The organism is Pantoea sp. PNT03 (assembly GCF_014852515.1).
GTDB lineage: Bacteria > Pseudomonadota > Gammaproteobacteria > Enterobacterales > Enterobacteriaceae > Pantoea > Pantoea leporis.
This window is the reverse complement of record NZ_JACVBT010000002.1, coordinates 481,022-497,668: the sequence shown is the minus strand read 5'-3', so window position 1 is coordinate 497,668 and position 16,647 is coordinate 481,022. Positions and strand designations below refer to the sequence as shown.

Annotated in this window: 16 protein-coding genes; 8 read left to right on the top strand and 8 right to left on the bottom strand. The window is 50.4% G+C overall.

Annotated elements, in window-relative coordinates:
• Window positions 1–222: 222 nt before the first annotated feature.
• The 4 genes from IB226_RS10365 to IB226_RS10350 all read left to right on the top strand — a co-directional run bounded on the left by IB226_RS10365 (window position 223) and on the right by IB226_RS10350 (window position 5,933).
• Window positions 223–1,671 carry a sugar porter family MFS transporter gene (locus tag IB226_RS10365; protein ID WP_192235145.1) on the top strand — a complete coding sequence of 483 codons (1,449 nt, stop codon included), beginning with the start codon at window positions 223–225 and terminating at the stop codon, window positions 1,669–1,671.
• A 64-nt stretch (window positions 1,672–1,735) separates the two neighbouring features.
• Window positions 1,736–2,440: a YoaK family protein gene (locus IB226_RS10360; RefSeq protein ID WP_192235143.1), complete on the top strand. Its 705-nt coding sequence runs from the start codon at window positions 1,736–1,738 to the stop codon at window positions 2,438–2,440.
• A gap of 214 nt (window positions 2,441–2,654) precedes the next feature.
• On the top strand, window positions 2,655–4,523 hold the full coding sequence (gene bglF / locus IB226_RS10355; protein ID WP_192235141.1) for a PTS beta-glucoside transporter subunit IIABC: 1,869 nt from the start codon (window positions 2,655–2,657) through the stop codon (window positions 4,521–4,523).
• A gap of 15 nt (window positions 4,524–4,538) precedes the next feature.
• Complete coding sequence (locus IB226_RS10350; protein ID WP_192235139.1) at window positions 4,539–5,933, top strand: glycoside hydrolase family 1 protein; 1,395 nt, start codon at window positions 4,539–4,541, stop codon at window positions 5,931–5,933.
• A 131-nt stretch (window positions 5,934–6,064) separates the two neighbouring features.
• On the opposite strand, the gene licT is transcribed toward IB226_RS10350, so the two are convergent.
• The gene (licT, locus tag IB226_RS10345; protein WP_192235137.1) at window positions 6,065–6,928 is read right to left on the bottom strand and encodes a BglG family transcription antiterminator LicT; all 864 of its coding nucleotides are present in this window, start codon (window positions 6,926–6,928) and stop codon (window positions 6,065–6,067) included.
• A gap of 294 nt (window positions 6,929–7,222) precedes the next feature.
• On the opposite strand from licT, the gene fliD reads away from it, so the two are divergent.
• Window positions 7,223–8,635, top strand: coding sequence for a flagellar filament capping protein FliD (gene fliD / locus IB226_RS10340; protein WP_110867167.1), 1,413 nt, complete (start codon window positions 7,223–7,225; stop codon window positions 8,633–8,635).
• 198 nt (window positions 8,636–8,833) lie between these two features.
• On the opposite strand, the gene yajD is transcribed toward fliD, so the two are convergent.
• Window positions 8,834–9,181: an HNH nuclease YajD gene (yajD, locus tag IB226_RS10335; RefSeq protein ID WP_101761311.1), complete on the bottom strand. Its 348-nt coding sequence runs from the start codon at window positions 9,179–9,181 to the stop codon at window positions 8,834–8,836.
• Window positions 9,182–9,392: 211 nt separating this feature from the next.
• Between yajD and IB226_RS10330 the strand changes: the two genes are divergently transcribed.
• Window positions 9,393–10,862, top strand: a complete 1,470-nt coding sequence (locus tag IB226_RS10330) for a glucosyltransferase domain-containing protein (protein ID WP_192235135.1) — start codon at window positions 9,393–9,395, stop codon at window positions 10,860–10,862.
• A 60-nt stretch (window positions 10,863–10,922) separates the two neighbouring features.
• On the opposite strand, the gene IB226_RS10325 is transcribed toward IB226_RS10330, so the two are convergent.
• Both IB226_RS10325 and IB226_RS10320 read right to left on the bottom strand, forming a co-directional pair.
• Window positions 10,923–11,954 carry a methionine synthase gene (locus tag IB226_RS10325; RefSeq protein WP_101761313.1) on the bottom strand — a complete coding sequence of 344 codons (1,032 nt, stop codon included), beginning with the start codon at window positions 11,952–11,954 and terminating at the stop codon, window positions 10,923–10,925.
• A 29-nt stretch (window positions 11,955–11,983) separates the two neighbouring features.
• Entirely contained in the window at window positions 11,984–12,964 is a 981-nt protein-coding gene (locus IB226_RS10320; RefSeq protein WP_110867169.1) for a DUF1852 domain-containing protein, read from the bottom strand.
• Window positions 12,965–13,270: 306 nt separating this feature from the next.
• Between IB226_RS10320 and IB226_RS10315 the strand changes: the two genes are divergently transcribed.
• Window positions 13,271–13,810: a DUF2058 domain-containing protein gene (locus tag IB226_RS10315; RefSeq protein ID WP_110867170.1), complete on the top strand. Its 540-nt coding sequence runs from the start codon at window positions 13,271–13,273 to the stop codon at window positions 13,808–13,810.
• A 20-nt stretch (window positions 13,811–13,830) separates the two neighbouring features.
• On the opposite strand, the gene IB226_RS10310 is transcribed toward IB226_RS10315, so the two are convergent.
• Entirely contained in the window at window positions 13,831–14,529 is a 699-nt protein-coding gene (locus IB226_RS10310; protein ID WP_192235132.1) for an RluA family pseudouridine synthase, read from the bottom strand.
• Between the two features lie 190 nt (window positions 14,530–14,719).
• Here IB226_RS10310 and IB226_RS10305 point away from each other — a divergent pair, with 190 nt between their 5' ends.
• Window positions 14,720–15,202, top strand: a complete 483-nt coding sequence (locus IB226_RS10305; RefSeq protein WP_101761317.1) for a cold-shock protein — start codon at window positions 14,720–14,722, stop codon at window positions 15,200–15,202.
• Between the two features lie 53 nt (window positions 15,203–15,255).
• Here the strand turns inward: IB226_RS10305 and IB226_RS10300 are convergent, their stop codons facing one another.
• Genes IB226_RS10300 through IB226_RS10290 form a run of 3 tightly spaced genes read right to left on the bottom strand, consistent with a single transcriptional unit; the run spans window position 15,256 to window position 16,545 of the window.
• Window positions 15,256–15,741, bottom strand: a complete 486-nt coding sequence (locus tag IB226_RS10300; protein ID WP_192235130.1) for a type VI secretion system tube protein TssD — start codon at window positions 15,739–15,741, stop codon at window positions 15,256–15,258.
• 16 nt (window positions 15,742–15,757) lie between these two features.
• Window positions 15,758–16,084 (bottom strand): DUF1493 family protein, encoded by a 327-nt coding sequence (locus IB226_RS10295; protein WP_192235129.1) that lies wholly within the window; start codon window positions 16,082–16,084, stop codon window positions 15,758–15,760.
• Entirely contained in the window at window positions 16,078–16,545 is a 468-nt protein-coding gene (locus tag IB226_RS10290; protein WP_192235128.1) for an STM2901 family protein, read from the bottom strand. The genes IB226_RS10295 and IB226_RS10290 overlap by 7 nt, the downstream gene beginning before the upstream one ends.
• Between the last annotated feature and the right edge of the window lie 102 nt (window positions 16,546–16,647).

The window sequence follows — 16,647 nt, the reverse complement described above, 5'->3', positions numbered from 1 at the left end:
TTCCGTTAGATTTGAGGACTAGCTAGTCACGCTGCAATTTTAGTTCGCCGTTGTGTTAAAGCCAGGCCGTAAACGCCGATCATTGAAAATGATCATTAAGCACGATGAAATTTGTCGAATTAATAGTGACCTTCGTCACATTTTACAATTCCTGACTATACTTCTGCCTTTTGGGTTTCAACCTTTGCGCTATAAGGCGCGTTCAATATGCAGGGAACAGGAATGGACATATCGCAGCAAAACAGTGACGACGATTCAGCGCTAAGTAATCTCACCGTTAAACAGCGCATCTTCTTTGTGGTACTCGTAGCGACAATGGGTGCGCTGGCTTTTGGTTATGACACGGGGATTATCTCGGGTGCCTTGCCGTTTATGACCTTGCCACCTGATCAGGGCGGTCTCGACCTCACACCGTTCACCGAAGGTTTAGTCACTTCATCCCTGATCTTCGGTGCCGCGCTGGGTGCTTTCCTCAGTGGTTATTTCTCCGATCGCTTTGGCCGACGCATTACGCTGCGTTCTCTGGCGCTGATTTTTGTGCTGGGCGCGATTGGGACCGCCTTAGCACCAAACCTGCACGTAATGGTGGCGATGCGTTTTCTGCTGGGAATTGCGGTGGGTGGCGGTTCCTCAACCGTACCGGTGTTTATTGCCGAAATTGCCGGGCCAAAACGGCGTGCGCCGCTGGTGAGCCGCAACGAGCTGATGATTGTTTCCGGTCAGCTGCTGGCTTATGTGGTCAGCGCGGTGATGAGTTTCACGCTTAACGATCCGCATCTGTGGCGTTATATGCTGGCGATGGCGATGATTCCTGGCGCGTTGCTGTTTATCGGCACCTTCTTTGTGCCAGCGTCGCCACACTGGATGGTGGCAGAAGGGCGCATCAAAGAAGCGAGCCGTATCCTGCACAAACTGCGTGAAACGCCACGCGAAGTGAAAAAGGAGATGACGGAGATGCGCCAGCACGCTAAAGCGGCGCGTCAGGGGCCGTCAGCGCGTGAACTGCTGCAAGAGAAATGGATTCTTCGCTTGTTATTGGTGGGCGCGGGGCTCGGCATTGTTATCCAGTTCACTGGCGTGAATGCCTTTATGTACTACACGCCCGTGATTCTGAAAACCACCGGCATGGGCACCAACGCCTCGATTGCGGCGACCATCGGTAACGGGATTGTTTCGGTTCTGGCGACCATGGTGGGCATCAAAGCAGTGGGACGTTTTGGTCGTCGTACCATGCTGATGACCGGTTTGTCGGTAGTGATCGCCATGCAGCTGGCACTGGGCTGCGTGCTGCTGTTGATGCCACAGGACATGACGCAAAGCATCTTCGCGCTGGCAGCGATCCTGGTGTTCCTGTTCTTTATGCAGATGTGCATTTCGCCGGTTTACTGGTTGCTGATGTCGGAGCTGTTCCCGATGAAAGTGCGTGGCGTGCTGACCGGCGCTGCCGTTTCGTTCCAGTGGATCTGTAACGCGGCGGTGGCGTTTGCCTTCCCGCCGCTGCTCTCCGCCACCGGCAATGGCGCGTTCTTTATCTTTGCAGCCATCAACGTCGGCTCGCTGATCTTCGTAATCACTATGCTGCCGGAGACCAAAGGCAAATCGCTCGAGCAGATCGAAAATGAGATGCGCGAGCGGTTCAGCGAGCAGGAGCAGGATCAGCAAACCGCGTAGCGGCGCTTGAGAATTCCTGGTCACGGGAGGAAGATACGCATCTTTCACCGGGCCAGGATTTCCCATGCTAATCACCGCCGAGAACACGCGCACCTTCAATACCGACATTCGCCTGGCCTGCACGCTGGCCGCCGTTGCGGGCGCACTTAACACCGCAGCGTTTGAAACGGTCGGCTTCTTCTCGGCGAACATGACCGGCAATGTCTCCTCACTTTCCGACCATCTGGCCAAAGCTAATCTGCACGTCGGCCTGTTTTTTCTGCTCATCGTGCTGCTGTTTATCGCCGGATCTTCTGTCTCAACGCTGATAATCAACTCCGGCAGACGGCGCCAGATTCGCGGCATCTACGCCATCAACATCCTGATTGAAGGCATCGCTTTGCTGCTGCTCGGCGTGATTGAAAGCTGGTTTCGCTTTAGCGGCTCTGGCGTGTTGCTGGTGCTGAGCCTGAGTTTTTTGATGGGATTGCAAAACGCCGTTGTGACGCGCATCTCCAACGCCCGCGTGCGCACCACGCACGTTTCTGGCACCGCGACCGATATCGGCATTGAGCTGGCGATGCTGTTTGATGTGCTGCGCCGCAAAGAATCCCCCAAAGATGCGCCGCTCTACATTGAGCGGCTTAAGCTGCATTTTTACACCCTGCTGGCGTTTTTGGCCGGCGGTGTGTTGGGGATTTGGCTGCTGCAGTGGATGAGTTATCTGCTGCTGATGGTGATCGGTGCGCTGCTCAGCGTGCTGGCTTTAGCGGCACTGAAACGGATCTGATCGGTGAGCAGCTTCACAGTTTTCCGCATCGTTCGCTAAAACTGCTTGCCACTTTTTCCGCGCTGTTAGCATGATAGCGCCCGTTAAGGATTGTTACTGTTCGGCAGGCAAAACCTGAGACGCGCCCTTTTTCAGTTGAAGAGGGCGCGTCTCAGGTTTTTTTTTGCGCGAAATTCAGGGCATGAGTTTAGGGCATTGTTCAGGAGAAAGAGTGATGCAATATCAGGAACTGGCGGATGACATCTTTGCCGGTGTTGGCGGCAAAGAGAACATCATCAGCGTGATGCACTGCGCCACGCGCTTACGCTTCAAACTAAAAAACAGTCAAAAAGCGCAAACTGCGGCGTTAAAAGACAATCCTGGCGTGATCATGGTGGTGGAGAGCGGCGGCCAATATCAGGTGGTGATTGGCAATCAGGTAGCGGAAGTGTATCGCGAACTCACGTCACGTCACGGGCTGGATAATCAGAGCGAGGCCGCAGATAACGCTGCACCGCAAGGCTTATTTGCACGCTTTATCGATCTGGTTTCCGGCATCTTCACCCCCTTTATCGGCGTGATGATCGCCACCGGCATCATCAAAGGGTTGCTGGCGTTGGCGTTGGTGCTCGGCGTGATGAGTGCCGACAGCGGCAGCTACAAAGTGCTGTTTGTCGCCAGCGACGGTTTGTTCTACTTCCTGCCGATTTTGCTCGGCTACAGCGCCGGTAAAAAATTTGGCGGTAATCCTTTTGTCAGCATGGCGATTGCCGCTGCGCTGGTGCATCCAATGATTCTCGAAGTGCTGCAACAGCAGCAGCAGGGCAATGCGCTGACCTTCATCGGCATCCCGCTCGAAGTGCTGAACTACAGCTCGTCGGTGATTCCGATTATTTTCGCGGCCTGGGTTTCCAGCCTGATTGAACGCTGGGTGCATCCGCGTTCTCCTAGCGCGGTGCGTAACTTCACTACGCCGTTGTGCTGCCTGCTGATCACCGTGCCGCTGACGTTTCTGGCGATTGGTCCGGCGGCGACCTGGCTGAGCCGCATGTTGGCCGAAGGTTATTTGTGGATTTACAGCCTGAGCCCAATGATTGCGGGTGCGGTGATGGGCGCGATTTGGCAAGTGTGCGTGATTTTCGGTCTGCACTGGGGTTTAGTGCCGATCATGCTGAACAACCTCGCCAACTTTGGTCACGACACGCTGCTGCCCTTGCTGATGCCTGCGGTGCTGGGCCAGGCGGGCGCCACGCTTGGTATTTTCCTGCGCACCCGCGAAGCGAAACTGAAAGCGATGGCGGGATCAGCCTTTACCGCCAGCATCTTCGGCATCACCGAGCCGGCGGTATATGGCGTGACGCTACCGCGTCGTCGTCCGTTTATCTTCGGCTGCATCGGTGGCGCCTTGGGCGCGGCGATCCTTGGCTTCTGGCACACCACCATTTACTCCTTTGGTTTCCCGAGTGTGTTCACCTTTATTCAGGTGGTACCAAACAGCGGCATTGATGCCAGCGTGCTGGCGGCATTTGCCGGTGCGGCGGTGGCGCTGATCTTCGCTTGCGTCAGCACCTATCTGTTCGGTCTGACCGAGCTCGCAACCGAAGCGGTTGCGCCGCCGGCAGCGGTTGCTCCGCCCACCAGCCTGACGCGCCGCGAAAGCGTGGTCAGTCCGATGGTGGGCGATGTCATTCCGCTCGATCAGGTTAAAGATGAAACTTTTGCCAGCGGATTGCTCGGTAAAGGCGCGGCGATTATCCCGCAGCGGGGCCGCGTGGTATCGCCGATCGATGGCGTGGTGTCGTCAATGTTTCGCACCGGCCATGCGATTGGCCTGACATCGGCGCAGGGTGCAGAAGTGTTGATCCACGTTGGCCTCGATACCGTGAAGCTCGATGGACACTATTTCTCTCCGAAAGTAGTGAACGATCAGCCGGTCAAGGTGGGCGATTTGCTGCTGGAGTTCGATCTCGATGCGATTAAAGCCGCAGGCTTTGACCTCACTACGCCGGTGCTGGTGAGCAATAGCGATGACTTTGTGGATGTGTTAACCCTGAGCCGCACGGCCGTGAGCGAAGGCGCTCCGTTGTTGGCCGTGCTGAAATAATAGAGGAGCAAACAGATGACTAAACGTTTCCCGGACGGATTTTTATGGGGCGGCGCCGTTGCCGCAAACCAGGTTGAAGGCGCGTATCAGGAAGGCGGCAAAGGTTTATCGACCTCCGACCTGCAACCCAAGGGCATATTTGGTGCACGCGTCGAGCGCAGCGATGACGATTTTGGCATCAAGGATACCGCCATCGATTTCTATAACCGCTTCCCGGAGGACATCAAACTGTTCGCCGAAATGGGCTTTACCGTGCTGCGTACCTCGATTGCCTGGACGCGCATCTTCCCGCAAGGCGATGAAGCGGAACCTAACGAAGCGGGATTAGCCTATTACGATCGCCTGTTCGATGAGATGGCGAAATACAACATCACGCCGCTGGTGACACTGTCACATTACGAAATGCCGTACGGCTTGATCAAAAAGTACGGTGGCTGGGGCAATCGCATCACCATTGATTGCTTTGAACGCTATGCGCGCGCGGTGTTCACCCGCTTCCAGCACAAGGTGAAGCTGTGGCTGACCTTTAATGAGATCAACATGTCGTTGCACGCGCCGTTCACTGGCGTAGGTCTGGCGGAAGAGAGCGATCAGCAGGCAATCTATCAGGCGATTCATCATCAGCTGGTGGCGAGCGGGCGCGCGGTGAAAGCCTGCCATGAAATCGTTAAGGACGGCAAAATCGGTAACATGCTGCTGGGCGCGCTGCTCTATCCGCTGAGCTGCCGTCCGGCGGACGTGCTGGAAACCTTGCAACAGAACCGCGAATGGCTGTTCTTTGGCGATGTACAGGTGCGCGGCGCGTATCCGGCCTATATGAAGCGCTTCTTCGCCGATCGTAACATCAGCATCGAGATCACCGATGCCGATAAGCGCGACCTGCAAAACACCGTCGATTACATCTCCTTCAGCTACTACATGACCGGCTGCGTCACCACTAACGAAGAGGAGAACCAGAAAGCGCGCGGCAACATTCTCTCGATGGTGCCGAACCCGCACCTGCCGAGTTCCGATTGGGGCTGGCAGATCGATCCTGAAGGGTTGCGCATTCTGCTTAACATCCTCTATGACCGCTATCAGAAGCCATTGTTCATCGTAGAAAACGGGCTTGGTGCCAAAGATGTGGTGGAAGCGGACGGGCAAATTAACGACGATTACCGTATCCAGTATCTCAACGATCATCTGGTGCAGGTGCGTGAAGCGATTGAAGATGGCGTCGAGGTATTGGGTTATACCTGCTGGGGGCCGATTGATTTGGTCAGCGCGTCAAAAGCCGAGTTCTCCAAGCGTTACGGCTTTATCTACGTGGATCGCGATGATGCGGGCAACGGCACGCTGGCGCGTTCACGTAAGAAGAGTTTCTTCTGGTATCAGGACGTGATTCGTAGCCATGGTGCAGCGTTGAAATAGCCAGTGAATAATTAAGCGCCGCACATATCGTAGCGGCGCAATTTATTGCGCAATGTCGGGATGGGCACGGTGCCGCCATTGAAATGCGCGATAAATCGCGCTGCTACGCAACGTGCGCGATACAAATTTGGTTATGCCTCATTCGCATCATCCTGCAACGCCAGCGTCTCTTTGCGTACCCGCTCAATGTGAATAGTGAGGAACATGCGTTCCTCGCTGGAGAGCTGATACAGGTATTTCTGCTGAATATGCTGGTCAATCTTCACTGCACATTGATAGGCGAGTGGATATTTGTCGCGCACCACATCATGTAAAGATTCATCCTCGCTCCACACGCCGCGTTTGCCCAACATGCGCTGTGCAAAGAACTTCAGATGGTTGACGAAACGGTTGTAGCTCAGGCTCTCTGTGCGGTAATCCAGCTGCAGGCGATACTTCACGATATGCAGGATTTCCTGCATAAATTGCGTGATGTGAGAAACATCGGCGAAATCATTGCCGAGCTGCGCATTCACCAGATGCAGGGCGATAAATCCGGCTTCATCTTCAGGTAACTTCACGCCAAGCCGTTTGTGAATCAGCGCCAGCGCTTCGATACCGAGGGAAAACTCTTTCGGATAGAGCGTTTTGATCTCCCACTTCAACACGTTGCGAATCGGGATACCTTGCTGGTGGCGCTCAATCGCAAAATGGCAGTGATCGCACAGTGCGATGGAGAGGCTTTCATGCAGCGGCTGGCCCAGTTGCTGACGCGCATTGGCAATAATCAGTTCGCTGGTGGTGATCACCTCGAGCGGGATATCCGACAGCAGTTCGCTGAGCCGGCCCGTTAAGGTGTCGCTTTGCAGCGCAAACACTTTTTCGATCTGCTGTGCATCCAGTTCGTCGCCAACGCGCTTCTGAAACGCCAAACCGCGTCCCATCACCACCTGTTCTTTGCCGTTGTCGCCCAGCACCACCGCGACATTATTGTTGAGGATTTTCGCGATTTTCATTTTTTATCTGCCCTGAAAATAAAAAACCTGACCCACCGGGAGGACGGCGTGTCAGGTTTTGCCTGCGCTGAACGCAGTAACAATCTCGCCAGATCATAATCGGCTCTGCTTTCCCGACAAGCAGAGCGACAGTTAAATGTGAAACGCATCATATTTCCAGCGCAATGAATCAGATGCGTTGATGGCGCAATTTAATGAATGTAAGGATAACGTAAGGAAATGATCAGATTTCTATAAAGTTTGCGTTAAGGCTGCCGATAGTACCGTAACGTTAAATTAACAGGAGTTGCGTACATGACTGGGATTTCAACATTAGGCGTCGGTTCAGGACTGGGCTTAAGCACCATTCTCGACAAACTGACCGCGGCAGAAAAACAATCGCTGGCACCGATTTCCAAACAACAATCCGCTGCGACCGCGAAGTTGTCCGCCTACGGCACCCTTAAAACCGCGATTCAGACCTTCCAGACGGCAAACAATAAATTAAACGATGCCGCGCTTTATACTTCGACGACCACAGCATCCAGTTCCAGTGCGTTTAGCGCCGATTCCAACGGCAATGCGCTGGCGGGAAAATACACCATCAGCGTGCAGAAGCTGGCGCAATCCCAGACGCTAACCAGCGAGACAAAAACCGATATCAAAGCGGCGATAGGTAGCGATGCCGCGTCCAGAACCCTGAAATTTGTTAACGCGGAAGGTAAAGAGAAAAGCATTACGCTAACCAAAGATCAGACTTCGCTTTCGGCGATTCGTGACACCATCAACAAATCCGACGTTGGCGTTACTGCAAGCCTGATCAAGGTCTCCGCCACGGAATACCGTTTGTCGCTGACATCATCGGCATCCGGCACCGCCAATGCGGTGAAATCGCTGAGCGTGACCGGCGATGATACCTTGCAGGATTTTATCGGCTTTGATGCATCAGATGCGGCCAGCAGCGGAATGGCGCAAAGCGTCGAGGCGCAGAATGCCAAGCTGACCGTAAACAATGTGGCGATTGAGAGCAGCAGCAACGTTATCACCGACGCGGTGGAAGGCATCACGCTGAAGCTTAACGATGAAACCAGCGGCAACCAAACGCTGACGGTGAGCAGCGATACCAACAAGGCGAAAACCGCCATTACCGATTGGGTGAATGCCTATAACTCGCTGCAGGATACGATGGCGAGTTTGACTAAATACACGCCAGTGGATGCGGGTAAAGATCCGGACGGGAAGAATGGAGCGCTACTCGGTGATGGCACACTGCGTAATATTCAGGTGCAACTGAAAAGTATTCTGGCCAACAGCTCGGGTTCAGGGGTTTATAAAACGCTATCTCAGGCGGGCATTACTACCGATCCCACTAACGGCCAACTTAAGCTGGATGCCACCAAACTGACCACCAGCTTGCAAGTGAAACCAGAAGCGATTCGGGACATGTTTGTCGGTGATGGCAAAAAAACCGGTGTTTCGACGGTGCTGAACACCACATTCACCGCATTTCTCAGCAGTAAAGGTGTGTTGCAGGGCGCGACGGATTCCATCAGTAAAAAACTGAATACGCTAACCGATCAGTACAATACCGCCAGCAAACGTATCGATGACACGATTGCGCGGTATAAAAAGCAGTTCACCAATCTGGATAAGATGGTCAGCGTGCTGAATAACACCAGCAACTATCTCACCGAGCAGTTCAGCAATAGTACAAAGACCAATAAGTAAGCGTAAAGCGGTCGCCATAAATGGCGTAATGTCGATCAGTTAACCGCCGTATCAAATCACCGCACCTTCCGTAGCGGCGCGATTTATCGCGCAATGAATTGCGCCGCTACAATGTGTGCTCTCGGTAATGAGGGATTTTCATGTCTTAACTGGCGAGCGTTACACCATTTATGGCGATCGCTATTTCTGAAACTAGCCTTACTTTTTCTTATTCAGCATGGCCTTCAAATCGGCAAAAGGATTGTAGGTGGCTTCACCAACATCCTTCTGCGCATCTTCACCCGCCACAACACGCGTGCCGTACTGATCCGCTTCGGTGTATTTCGAGTGCTCGTGATCGTGACAATAGAGGCACAACAACTCCCAGTTACTGCCATCTTCCGGGTTATTGGTATGGTCGTGATCGATATGGTGAACGGTTAATTCACGCAGGTTGGAATAAACAAATTCACGCGAGCAGCGGCCGCATACCCACGGATAGATTTTTAATGCTTTCTCTCGATAGCCGCTTTCCAGCCGCGAGTAATTTTTAGGGATCAGAGCCATTGCCGACGTTGCCTGTTTGAAAGAGATAAAGCGACATGTTATCTGCACATCCCGCAGCTGCCAATGATGTTTATCATTCCTGAGCATCCGTTCTAAAAAAACCGCCTACACTAGTTTGTAACTACGCGGAAATAAAAGGCCGCCCGACCCCGTTCGATGGAAATTCACTCATAAAATGATGCCCGTTAATGATTCTCCGTCGGTAAGCCGGATGCAACGTATTGCTTTGACTATGATGGTGGCATTGCTGGCCACGATTCCTCTATGGACCAACAAAATTTATTATCGGGATGATCTTTACCGGATATTAGATGGAGATAGGTCAACATGGCTAAGTAACGGGAGGCCGGGCACCTGGTTATTACAATCCCTGATCTCTTTTGGTGATACGGTCAGCGATATTTCTCCGCTTAATTTACTGCTCGGATTGCTGGCGCTAAGTATTGCTGCGGTATTTTTCACGGAAAGATTGAGAATTCCGCTTGCGGGTTTCTGGTCATTTCTCCCGCCGCTATTTGTCATTCTTAATCCCTTTCTGACGCAGGGAATGCTCTATACCTATGACAGTCTCACCATACTTCTGTCATTTGCAGGCGCCATGCTGGCAAGCATGGTTAATCGCGCAAAGCCTTTTCAGGAGATCGTTTACACGGCGCTGATATTATTGCTGATTCAGACACTCTATCAGCCAGGGCTCAATGTCTATATTGCCTGCGTAGCCTTGCTGGTCGTCTCTCGACTGGTAAATGATCAATCCAGCTGGAAGTGGCTGTGCGGGAAAATAGTGGCGCTGGGCATTGCCATCCTGGTTTATAAACTCGCGATGAATTATTTATTGCCGGTGAAGATCGACTGGTACAGCATGAAACACAGCAAGTTGTTATCACTGAATTCCGATTCTCTGCAAGTACTTATCAACACTATTAAGGCGTTCAGTGATCTTTTTCTCAGCGCCTATCCGCGCGGCATGATGGTATTTATAGGGCTGCCTATGCTGATAATGTTTTCAGGCCTTGTTTTGATGGTTCGAAACTTAAAACAGCAGCAGAAGTTGACGCTAAATGCGGTCTTATTGCTGTTCAGTGCGGGATTGATCGTCATCATCGCCATCCCCGGACTTTCATTGGCCTTAGCCACGCCGTTATTTGCACCGCGTATGCTGGGCGCGTGCAGCATTACTTTCCTGTTCTGTTTCTATGTAGCCGTTTATTCATTACCTGCAATAACAAGCTGGCTGGCGGGATTGAGTGCGATATTGCTGTTTTATCATCTGACGGTGATGCTGGTCACTTTTAACACTGTAGTTAACGATCAACGTTATCAAATGGAGGTGATGAATCAGATCAAAATCACGCTCTCTGCTCCCGCTGCCCAAGCGATTGATTCACTCGCCTTTATTGGGCAGTTGAATGATGCTCCGGAAGTACAAACCAATATTCGTAACTTCCCCATCATCGATCATATTCGGATGAAAATGTTGGGTGAGTCTGAACCGTGGATATGGCTGGCGCTGATCAAACATGTAGGTTTGAGATTGAAAGCGGTGAAAGCAACGGATGAAATGAGAGTAATCAAACCGCGTCAGGTTCTGGCGCAGGGACCCGATTTTGACGCCTTTCAGGATGGGCAAACGATGGTGATTGATTTTAGAAAATCGGGTGGGCAGATTAACAAACCTTAATTCAGCGGCTCAGTCCGGTTGCGGGTGGGTAATAATCCCGGACTGAGCTTTTATCTGGTGTTATTTATTCAACAGCTCTTTGCGAACAATTTCTGCACCTGCACTCAATGCATCCAGCTTGCCTCTTGCCACACCGCGTGGCAGGGGAATCATGCCGCAGTTGGTGCACGGGTAGAGTTTATCAGCATCGACAAACTGCAGGGCTTTACGCAGCGTTGCAGCAACTTCTTCTGGCGTTTCAATGGTATTGCTTGCCACGTCAATGGCACCAACCATCACTTTTTTGCCGCGAATCAGTTCCATCAACTCCATCGGCACATGCGAGTTTTGACACTCCAGTGAGATGATATCGATATTCGACTTTTGCAGTTTAGGGAATATCTCTTCATATTGACGCCATTCTGTGCCCAGCGTCTTTTTCCAGTCGGTATTCGCTTTGATGCCATAGCCGTAGCAAATATGCACTGCGGTTTCGCATTTCAGCCCTTCAATGGCTCTTTCTAAGGTTGCGATACCCCAATCATTCACTTCGTCGAAGAAGACGTTAAATGCCGGCTCATCAAACTGAATAATATCGACGCCCACCGCTTCTAACTCTTTCGCTTCTTCATTGAGAATTTTAGCGAATTCCCATGCCAGTTTTTCGCGGCTTTTATAGTGGTTGTCATAAAGCGTGTCGATCATGGTCATTGGACCCGGCAGCGCCCATTTAATGGGACGATCCGTTTGCTGACGTAAAAACTTTGCATCTTCAACAAACACTGATTTTTGACGACTCACCGGACCCACAACGGTCGGCACACTGGCATCATAACGATCGCGGATTTTAACGATCTCGCGCTTCTCAAAATCTACGCCGTTGAGATGTTCAATAAAGGTGGTGACGAAGTGCTGGCGGGTTTGCTCGCCGTCACTGACGATATCAATTCCTGCCTGCTGTTGATCGTCCAGGCACAAACGCAGCGCATCTTGTTTGCCGTCGGTTAATTCCTGATCTTGCAATTTCCACGGTGACCACAACGTTTCCGGCTGAGCCAGCCACGATGGTTTCGGTAAACTACCAGCAGTGGAAGTCGGTAATAATTTTTTCATAGCAGGTGACCTTATATTTTTATCGGTAATCAAAGAACGGGAGTAAACCATTGCTCAAGAAGAGTTTGATATGGCTTGATGAAGCGCTCTTCCGTGAACTTTCCTTGTTCAATAGCCAGATGGCTACGTTCTTCTCGATCATAAACAATTCGCGTTAAAGAATAATCCTGATGACTCAGGCTTGGCTGATAGTGTCTACCAGCTGCAGAATTCGCATTGTAAATCTCAGGGCGGTAGATCTTCTGGAACGTCTCCATGGTGCTGATGGTGCTAATCAGCTCAAGATTGGTGTAATCACTGAGTAAATCGCCATGGAAATAGAAGGCCAGAGGCGCAGCACTGTTTGCCGGCATAAAATAGCGTGCCCGCAGGCCCATTTTGCCGAAGTATTCGTCAGTCAGAGAAAGTTCATCCTGCTGATATTCAATGCCCAATACCGGATGTTCATTACCGGTGCGGTAATAGGTATTTTTACTGGATACACTCAGGCAAATAACCGGGGCTTTATTGAAATTCGCTTTGTAAGCTTCTGAGTTAACGAAGTGCTTGAAGATATTGCCATGCAGATCGCCAAAATTATCTGGCGTGCGGAATTCAGTATGGTTCTTATTGTGCTCAGACAACAAAACGCTGAAATCATAATCACGCACGTAAGAAGAGAAGTTATTTCCAACAATCCCTTCAATGCGTTCGTTGGTTTTTTTATCAACGATATTGGTCTTCAATATTTCGATCACCGGGAAGGTGCTGTTGTTGCCCTCAGCACCCAGATTCAGCTCAGCAGAAATAATCTCTAGCTCAACCGCGTAACGATCGCTTTTAGGGTTGTCCCAATGCGCCAGTGAATTGAAACGGTTATCAATCATCACTAAGGCGTTGCGCAGGTTCTCCTGACGCTTTTCACCACGCGCCAAATTGGCAAAATTGGTGGTGATGCGTGTATTGCCAGAAGGATTGTAATTTTCGTCGAAACGAAGGCTCTTAACCGTAAAAGTAAAGGCGTTGTTCATTTTAGTCTGCTATCCCGGTTACCAATAAAAAGCCTTGCTGTCGCTGGATTTCAGGATTTCCCAATGCTTTTGCAGGGTACTTTCATTCAGCAGGCTTGATATTATTTTAAGTTATTAACAATGGTACTTTTATGCCTGAGTCACTGGTTGAAAAAAAGTGATTTAATTTCATCGAACATGAAGGAATTTCATGATGTGGTGGGGAGGATGAACGGCGCTCACTGTAGCCAGCCTGTTCAACCTGGCAGAGGCTCTACAATTAAAGGTATACTCTTCCACAAATTTTTAACCGGTTAAGACACGACAATGGCAAAACTCACCTTACAAGAGCAGCTGCTGAAAGCAGGTTTAGTCAGCAGCAAAAAAATGGACAAGGTCCAGAGAACCGCTAAGAAATCACGCGTTCAGGCTCGTGAGGCCAGAGAAGCGGTGGAAGAGAACAAAAGGGCTCAGCTTGAGCGTGATAAGCAGTTGAGCGAACAGCAAAAGCAAGCGGCGTTATCGAAAGAGTACAAAGCGCAGGTTAAGCAGCTGATCGAAATGAACAAAATCGATATCTCTAAAGGCAATATTGGTTTTAATTTCACCGACAATAATCTGATTAAAAAAATCGACGTTGATAAGCAAACGCAGACACAACTGATTAATGGCCGATTGGCGATTGCGCGCCTGGCCGTCGATAGCAAAGGCGAGAGCCAATACGCGATTATTCCTGCCAGCGTCGCCGATAAAATTGCGCAGCGTGATGCGAACAGCATCGTGTTGAATAGTGCATTGAGTCAGGAAGCGCAGGATGAAGACGATCCGTACGCTGATTTCAAAGTGCCTGATGATTTAATGTGGTAAGCACAATGCCGGTTGCGCTGTCAGAACGGGCAGGCACACCGGGCGTTTAGGCACTCGCCGCTGACCGGATGAACAAACTTAAACTCGCTGGCGTGTAACATCAGACGCGGGATGTGTTCGGTCCCCGCCAGCATAAGACCGCCATACAGGTCGCAACCCAAAATCGGATGGCCCAACAGCTGGCAGTGGATACGCAGCTGGTGGGTGCGTCCAGTCTCTGGCGTAAGTTCCACCCGCGTTAATGGCATGAACGTCTTATCTTCCAATAGGTGATGAGTGCGCTCAATAACCCGATAGCGTGAGCGAGCTGGCTTACCATTGATTGGGCAAATTGACATCAATGGAAATAGCGTCGGATCTTTGGCAATCGGCGCGTCAATCACACCTTCGTCATCATGCAGATGCCCGCACAACAGTGCGCGGTAAATCTTGGTCACGCTGCGCTGGCTGAACTGCTGGCAAAGTGCGGCATTGATCGCCTTATTGCGGGCAATCACCATTAACCCTGATGTGCCGAAATCCAAACGATGCACCAGCGTGCAGCCGGGGAAAAGCTTCACTAACCGATGATGCACAGAATCGAGATTGAGCGGATTTTTCCCCGACAGGCTGAGCAGACCAGCAGGTTTATTGATCAGCAGCAGATGATCGTCCCGATAGAGAATCTCAATCTCTTCAAGACATTGCGGGGCAATAAAGGTATCGATAATCGTAGACATCAGGCTGCCCGGCTGGCGAAGGGATGCGGATAATAGCGAATTTTGCGGCAACTGGCGAATCCGGGCATGTGTCTATTCGCTCAGGCGAAATTTATCGTCCAGACTTAAAGCAAAGACGTGGTCTGCGCAGGCAATGTGCTTTACACTGCGCGCTGAAAAAACTGAGTAGATAACGATTAGGTAGGCGGCAATGGCGATGAACGGAACGATCACAACCTGGTTTCAGGATAAAGGTTTTGGATTTATCAAAGATGAAAATGGCGATAACCGCTATTTCCATGTGATTAAGGTCGCTAACCCTGAGCTGATTAAGAAAGACGCGGCGGTGACCTTTGAACCCACCACCAATAATAAAGGTTTGTCAGCGTATGCGGTGAAGGTCTCGCCTGAGAGCAAATACATCTATATTGCCGGCGAGCGCCTGAAGCTCACCTCGATCAAATCTTATGTGGTTTACAGCGAAGACGTGCCGGTTGAAACGCGCATCGATAAAGAGAATACCGTGCTGTCGGTAGGTATTCTGATGAATAGCATCAAGCCGAAAACAGACGTTAAGCCGGATGAAACGCGCTCACTGAAAAAACTGGCGGTAACCACCTTTCAGGGAACGACTTTGATTTTCACGGCGGATGAAATTGATATTGATGCCACGGTGAAAATGCTTAAGGTGTGAAGATATTGTGATTAATTCTCAGCGGAAATCCTCACGCAGGATTTCCGCATTAATTATGCCGTTGGCCTTTCGTTCCATGCGTCGGTGAATTGAATATTTCCATCAACATATTTCCACGTGATCTTCGCGTAACGCAGCGCAACGCTTTCCATATGCCCGGTTCCTGGACAATTACGCGTGTCATGCATGATCGGCGATATCGAGATGACCTTTACGTCTTCCATTAATATGTTGAAGTACTCTTCTTCCTGACCAGCATCACTGATGCGGTACCATTTGAGTTCCGCAGCTTTCAGCGTCTGGCCTGTGGCTACTGCCTTGTAAAGATAAGGGGAGGCAGAATCAATTTCTTTCTCGAACTGAAACGGAGCATGTTGCCGGGTTCCAGTCAACTTGCCGGAGCTGTTATCCGTGGGAATGCTGAGATTATGGTGAATACCCCTCAGCTCGATACTCCCTTCTCGGTTCATCACATCAGAACCACCACGAATTACAGCACCGCCATCATCTTTAATCCACATATGAACTGGAACTGCCATGTCAATTCTCCTTGTATTATTTATATAACCAACAGCCTGCTTTAGCGGACTCTATTAACATTCCTATCGTAAAGTCGGGAACCTGAACTGGAGTAGTTTTCTTAAAAGGATTCCAGGAAAATGGGATATCCGGATAATAAACTTTGATATCGAAACCAGCGGGGTCAACGTTAAATTTCGTAAAATACTCTTTCATTAACTCCTCAACCTCATACTCATCAATACTCAGATCGGTATCGAGATCAGTCTCATGGGTAAGAATCACTTTTCTAATGTTGAACAAATAGGTTCCGGCATACGGCCGAATGAAATCATATATTTGCTGTTCGATATTACTTACCATATTTTATCTGCTTCTGAGACAATAAAGTTGTAGTCCCTGATTGTATAGTAAACTATTTGGGATATATCAGCAGCGAGTATAATGACACCGAGTAGTGGAACGGTTCGCCCCACAAAAGTGCCAATATTCCTTACATAGATTTTCCTTGCAGTCCATGGGGTATAACCCCCTAACCATGTTGGAAGTTCAATCCCATAGGGGAATTTGGCTTTCTTGAATACGGCTCGTGAAGCCTTAGAGGCATAGGAAGTCCCTTTCGTAGTATTACCACCAATCTTCCCTCTCGTTGATAAGTTATTTCTACCTGAAACGATAGCCGCAACAGCTGAAAAATCAGCAACACCCAGTCCATATTGTTCGACAACCTTTTCACAAAAAATCATAAAAAGGAGTTCACTGCTCGCTAGATTCGAACGTCCAGCATAGAAGTACGTCCCATTAAGCTGCTCAACCGTATCCATAATCATCCTCCCTGAATTACAGGCGGCCAGATTACAACGTGATGAACGCTATTTTTTGTTCAAAAGAGAGGAGTGGAACCACTAATAGCGGGTTAACTATTG

Coding starts and splice junctions, on each gene's coding strand:
- IB226_RS10365 (WP_192235145.1), top strand. CDS start 223: ATGGACATATCGCAGCAAAACAGTGACGACGATTCAGCGCTAAGTAAT.
- IB226_RS10360 (WP_192235143.1), top strand. CDS start 1,736: ATGCTAATCACCGCCGAGAACACGCGCACCTTCAATACCGACATTCGC.
- bglF (WP_192235141.1), top strand. CDS start 2,655: ATGCAATATCAGGAACTGGCGGATGACATCTTTGCCGGTGTTGGCGGC.
- IB226_RS10350 (WP_192235139.1), top strand. CDS start 4,539: ATGACTAAACGTTTCCCGGACGGATTTTTATGGGGCGGCGCCGTTGCC.
- licT (WP_192235137.1), bottom strand. CDS start 6,928: ATGAAAATCGCGAAAATCCTCAACAATAATGTCGCGGTGGTGCTGGGC.
- fliD (WP_110867167.1), top strand. CDS start 7,223: ATGACTGGGATTTCAACATTAGGCGTCGGTTCAGGACTGGGCTTAAGC.
- yajD (WP_101761311.1), bottom strand. CDS start 9,181: ATGGCTCTGATCCCTAAAAATTACTCGCGGCTGGAAAGCGGCTATCGA.
- IB226_RS10330 (WP_192235135.1), top strand. CDS start 9,393: ATGCAACGTATTGCTTTGACTATGATGGTGGCATTGCTGGCCACGATT.
- IB226_RS10325 (WP_101761313.1), bottom strand. CDS start 11,954: ATGAAAAAATTATTACCGACTTCCACTGCTGGTAGTTTACCGAAACCA.
- IB226_RS10320 (WP_110867169.1), bottom strand. CDS start 12,964: ATGAACAACGCCTTTACTTTTACGGTTAAGAGCCTTCGTTTCGACGAA.
- IB226_RS10315 (WP_110867170.1), top strand. CDS start 13,271: ATGGCAAAACTCACCTTACAAGAGCAGCTGCTGAAAGCAGGTTTAGTC.
- IB226_RS10310 (WP_192235132.1), bottom strand. CDS start 14,529: ATGTCTACGATTATCGATACCTTTATTGCCCCGCAATGTCTTGAAGAG.
- IB226_RS10305 (WP_101761317.1), top strand. CDS start 14,720: ATGGCGATGAACGGAACGATCACAACCTGGTTTCAGGATAAAGGTTTT.
- IB226_RS10300 (WP_192235130.1), bottom strand. CDS start 15,741: ATGGCAGTTCCAGTTCATATGTGGATTAAAGATGATGGCGGTGCTGTA.
- IB226_RS10295 (WP_192235129.1), bottom strand. CDS start 16,084: ATGGTAAGTAATATCGAACAGCAAATATATGATTTCATTCGGCCGTAT.
- IB226_RS10290 (WP_192235128.1), bottom strand. CDS start 16,545: ATGGATACGGTTGAGCAGCTTAATGGGACGTACTTCTATGCTGGACGT.